Below are 5,184 nucleotides of genomic sequence, written 5' to 3' on the forward strand. Positions count from 1 at the left end.
CGCTGAATGGCTTACGCCGTCAGCAGTTGGTTCATACGACGGATAGACTGGTTAGGATCGTCCAGCGTGCCGCACTCAGCCAGCAGCGCCTGATCCAGCAGCAGCTCAACCCATTCAGCAAAATGCGCTTCGTCATGGGTATCCGCCACGCGTTTCACCAGCGTATGCTCCGGGTTGATTTCGAAGATGTACTTCACATCCGGCACTTCCTGGCCCGCAGCAGCAAACAGCTTCGCCATCTGGGTGGTCATTTCGTTGGCGTCGGTGGTGACAATCGCCGGGGTGTCGGTCAGACGATGAGTCAGACGCACCTCTTTCACACGCTCGCCCAGCAGCGTTTTCACGCGCTCAACAAACGGCTCCAGCGCTTTTTCCGCTTCCTTCTGCTCTTCGGTCTCTTCATCGGCCAGTTTGCTCAGCGACTCATCCGCTTTGCTCACTGACTGGAAGGTTTTACCGTCGAACTCGGTCAGGTAGCTCATCATCCACTCGTCGATACGATCGGACAGCAGCAGCACCTCGATACCTTTTTTGCGGAACAGTTCCAGATGCGGGCTGCTCTTCGCGGCGGCATAGCTGTCAGCAGTGATGTAGTAAATCTTATCCTGCCCTTCCACCATGCGGCTCAGGTAATCGTCCAGCGAAATGGTCTGCTCAGCGCCTTCACTCTGCGTGGTGGCAAAGCGCAGCAGTTTAGCAATCGCCTGCTGATTGGTGTTGTCTTCGGCGGGGCCTTCTTTCAGGACCAGACCAAACTCTTTCCAGAACTGCTGGTATTTTTCGGCGTCGTCTTTAGCCAGTTTTTCCAGCATCTGCAGGCTACGCTTGGTCAGCGCGGCACGCAGGCTCTGGGTGACACGGCTGTCCTGCAGGATTTCACGCGAGACGTTCAGCGGCAGATCGTTGGAATCGATCAGGCCACGTACGAAGCGCAGGTAGTTCGGCATGAACTGCTCGGCATCGTCCATGATGAACACGCGCTGCACATACAGCTTTAGGCCGTGTTTGCTGTCGCGGTTGAACATGTCGAATGGCGCACGCTGCGGGATGTACAGCAGGCTGGTGTACTCCTGCTTGCCTTCCACACGGTTGTGGCTCCAGATCGCCGGATCGCTGTAATCATGGGCGATGTGTTTATAGAACTCGTTGTACTCTTCATCGCTGATTTCAGACTTGTTGCGCGTCCACAGCGCCTGGGCTTTGTTGATCTTCTCCCAGGTGGTGGTGTCGTTCTCTTCGTCTTTGGTCTCAATCTCAACCGGCAGCGCAATGTGATCGGAGTATTTGCTGATCACGTTGCGTACGCGCCACGCATCGAGGAAATCATCCTCGCCTTCGCGGAAGTGCAGCGTGATTTCGGTACCGCGATCGGCTTTCTCGATTTCTGCCAGAGTGTATTCACCCTCGCCCGCCGATTCCCAGAACACAGCTTCATCGGCTTTCGCACCCGCAGCACGAGTACGCACGGTGACTTTATCTGCAACGATAAACGCCGAGTAGAAGCCCACGCCAAACTGACCGATCAGCTGACTGTCTTTCGCCTGGTCTGAGCCCATGGATTCAAGGAAGGATTTGGTGCCGGACTTCGCGATGGTACCGAGGTTCTCAATCACCTCATCACGGCGCATACCGATACCGTTATCGCTCAAGGTCAGCGTACGATTATCCTTATCGACCGAGATACGCACGCGCAGGTCGCCATCGCCTTCATACAGATCCGGCGTGGACAGGGCGCGGAAGCGCAGTTTGTCGGCGGCATCCGAAGCGTTGGAGATCAGTTCACGCAGGAAAATCTCTTTGTTTGAATAGAGGGAGTGAATCATCAGGTGCAGAAGTTGTTTTACCTCTGACTGGAAGCCACGCGTCTCTTGTCCTTTCATGGTCATTGCTACCTCAACTAAATCGGGGTTGATCATAGGTTGAGAGAGAAATGGGGATGATGATGGGAATTTCAAGCCGATGTCGGTGAAGACATCGGCAAGTGATTAGAATTTAAACTTGTGGCGTCCAGCGAGCGAGTGCGACAGCGTGGTGCCATCGACCATTTCCAGCTCACCACCGACCGGCACACCGTGTGCAATGCGGCTGGCATCAACGCCATATTGCCCGCACAGCTCAGCGATGTAATTGGCCGTGGCTTCACCTTCCACCGTTGGGTTGGTGGCGAGGATCACTTCGGTCAGCGTTTCACGCTCCAGGCGCTGCTCTAACCGATCCAGACCGATATCTTGCGGACCGATGCCATCCAGCGGTGACAAGTGGCCCATCAGCACAAAGTAACGGCCGCCAAACTGGCCGGTTTGCTCAATGGCGTGGATATCGGCAGGACTCTCCACCACGCAAATCTGGCCGTTTTGTTGACGGCGCGGATTGGCGCAGATGGTGCAAATTTCCTGCTCGGTGAAAGTGCGGCAATCGGCACAGTGGCCGATTTCCGACATCGCGCGGGTCAAAGCCTGCGCCAGACGCATACCACCGCTACGATCGCGCTGTAACAGCTGAAAAGCCATGCGCTGCGCCGATTTCGGGCCCACGCCCGGCAGGCAACGCAGCGACTCCATCAAAGATTCAAGCAGTGGACTGGTTTGCATCAGAACGGCATCTTGAAGCCAGGTGGCAACTGCATACCAGAAGACACAGAAGCCATTTTCTCTTTCTGCGTTTCATCGATACGACGTGCTGCATCGTTGAAGGCTGCCGCAATCAGATCTTCCAGCATGTCTTTGTCGTCTTCCAGCAAGCTTGGATCGACTTCAACACGGCGGCAGTTATGTGCACCATTGATGGTGACTTTGACCAGGCCAGCGCCTGATTCACCGGTCACTTCCAGCGCGGCAATCTCTTCCTGAACTTTGGCCATTTTGTCTTGCATCTGCTGGGCCTGTTTCATCAGGTTGCCCAATCCGCCTTTACCAAACATAGTCTTCTCTCTCTGCTGGGGCTGCGCGCCACTCACGCGCGACAGCGGGTGTTCAAACGGGTCGAATACTCTCTTCATCCAGATCGGCATCGAAGAATCGACGCAATGTCTGAATGTGAGTATCGCTTTCAATCGACTGGCGCGCCTGCACCAGTTTCTCTTCATAAATGGCCTGACGCCATTCCAGTGGCGTCAACACCGCAGGATTATCGTCTTCAACGATGGTCAGTTCAACCGTTTGTCCGGCTGCCTGACTGAGCGCTTCCGTCAACGCCTGTTTTGCCGACGCTGAATTCAGGTGGCGTTGACTGCTGCGCAAATGCAGCGTGACGGCGTTCTCGCCCACCTCTTTCCACGCGTTTAACGCCACCTGCTGCACCAGTTTTGGCAACGTCAGTGCGGCTATTTCGGCGGCCCACGCATCGCGCTGCTGGGCTTCTTCGGCCAGACGAAGCGCCAGCTCAGGCGTTTTCTCATGCTCCAGAGCGGAACGCAAGGCTTTTGGCGTTGCGATGGGCTCCGCTTTTACCTCGACCGTTTGCTGGGCTTTCCAGCGATAGGCTTCTGGCTTCGCGGGCGTTTTTACCGCGGGTTCAGACGCACGCTGCTGCACGCGTTCGGTGACACTGGCAAGACGTTCCAGCGCCGGGTTCGCCGGCCGCGCGGGACGCGCTGCCGGCTCACTCTTTTTTGCTTTGCCGGCTCCCTGACGCAGCAACTGCGTTCGCGCCTGTAACAGTTGGCTGGTGGAGTCGGACATATGTTCTGGCGCCGGTTGCATATCGGCGTAGTCATCAGCCATCGGCGGCGCGTCCTGCATTGGCGGCGCCATCTGCGGCTGCGCGGCAGAGGCGGTGCGAGGTGCCGAAGAAGTGGCTGCAGGTCCGGGAGCGGAAGCCGCTGGCGTTGCTGACGCTGCAGTGTTGGCTGACGAAGCTGGAGCAGTAACCTGAGCGGAAGAGGCCGGCGCAGCAACGCCTGCGGATGCAGCAGACGCTTGCGGTGCCGCCTGCGGGATCAGACTGGGCCGCGCAACCGGCTCGGCAATGGTCGCCTGCGGATGGAACGCCAGCGCGCGCAGCAGCGTCATCTCGACGCCGAGGCGACGATCCGGTGCCAGCGGCAGATCTTTACGTCCCATCAACAAAGTTTGGTAGTAGAGCTGCACATCGGCGGGCGGTAAGACGCGCGCTAAATCGCGCAAGCGATGTGCCTGATTTACATCATCCTCACCCAGCGAAGCCGGCAGCAGTTGCACCATTGCCACGCGATGCAGTAATCGCAGCATCTCGACCAGCAGCGCTTCCCACTCGACACCACGCGATGCCGCCTGATTCAGCAGTGCCATCACCTGTTCACCCTGGCCCTCCACCAGCGCTTCAATCAGCGCCAGCGGCTGTTCGTCATCCAGCGTGCCCAGCATTTGCGCCACGGTTTCACGCGTCACGCTGCCCTGCCCCATGGCAATCGCCTGATCGGTGAGACTCAGGGCATCACGCATACTGCCATCAGCGGCACGCGCCAGCAGATGCAGTGCACGCGGCTCGGCGGCAATCTGCTCCTGCTGCAATATATGCACTAACTGCTGCTGAATTTGCTCGACGTCGAGCGCTTTAAGATGGAACTGCAGGCAACGCGACAGAATAGTGACCGGCAGTTTTTGCGGGTCGGTGGTCGCCAGCAGGAATTTGACGTGCGACGGCGGCTCTTCCAGCGTTTTCAACAGCGCATTAAAGCTGTGACGCGAGAGCATGTGCACTTCATCGATCAGATAAACCTTGAAGCGACCGCGCGCCGGGGCGTACTGCACGTTATCCAGCAAATCGCGCGTGTCTTCGACTTTGGTGCGTGACGCGGCATCGATCTCAATAAGATCGACAAAGCGCCCCTGCTCGATTTCACGGCAGTTATCACACTGACCACATGGCGTGGAGGTGATACCGGTTTCGCAGTTAAGACCTTTCGCCAGCAAACGGGCGATCGAGGTTTTCCCCACGCCGCGTGTACCGGAGAAGAGATAAGCATGATGGATTCGTCCCAGTGACAATCCGTTGGCCAGCGCAGTCAGCACATGTTCCTGACCGACTACGTCAGCGAAAGCCTGGGGACGCCATTTTCGCGCAAGTACCTGATAGCTCATGTGGATTCAATCACTGGAATTTATTGAGTTGGCACAGCGGTGCGGCTAAGTGAACCGGGTTCCGCCACAAGACAACGAGGAAAAATGCAGCTTCGCACCCCCTGTTTACATGGGCAGTAGTCTA

General features: G+C 57.2%; 4 protein-coding genes and 1 other annotated feature. All 4 genes read right to left on the reverse strand.

Features of this window, described 5'->3' with window-relative positions:
- Nucleotides 1-11: 11 nt before the first annotated feature.
- On the reverse strand, nt 12-1,886 hold the full coding sequence (htpG, locus tag RT340_RS21680) for a molecular chaperone HtpG (RefSeq protein ID WP_313377716.1): 1,875 nt from the start codon (nt 1,884-1,886) through the stop codon (nt 12-14).
- A gap of 99 nt (nt 1,887-1,985) precedes the next feature.
- Nucleotides 1,986-2,591: a recombination mediator RecR gene (recR, locus tag RT340_RS21685; RefSeq protein WP_097117474.1), complete on the reverse strand. Its 606-nt coding sequence runs from the start codon at nt 2,589-2,591 to the stop codon at nt 1,986-1,988.
- Nucleotides 2,591-2,920 carry a YbaB/EbfC family nucleoid-associated protein gene (locus tag RT340_RS21690; RefSeq protein WP_031377860.1) on the reverse strand — a complete coding sequence of 110 codons (330 nt, stop codon included), beginning with the start codon at nt 2,918-2,920 and terminating at the stop codon, nt 2,591-2,593. Before RT340_RS21690 ends, recR begins: the two co-directional genes overlap by 1 nt.
- Nucleotides 2,921-2,972: 52 nt before the next feature.
- Nucleotides 2,973-5,060 (reverse strand): DNA polymerase III subunit gamma/tau, encoded by a 2,088-nt coding sequence (dnaX, locus tag RT340_RS21695; RefSeq protein WP_097117475.1) that lies wholly within the window; start codon nt 5,058-5,060, stop codon nt 2,973-2,975.
- Nucleotides 3,570-3,631, reverse strand: a sequence feature (DnaX frameshifting element). Its footprint overlaps the gene before it by 62 nt.
- Nucleotides 5,061-5,184: the final 124 nt, after the last annotated feature.

The sequence above is a fragment of the Pantoea sp. CTOTU50773 genome, assembly GCF_032082325.1.
GTDB lineage: Bacteria > Pseudomonadota > Gammaproteobacteria > Enterobacterales > Enterobacteriaceae > Pantoea > Pantoea communis.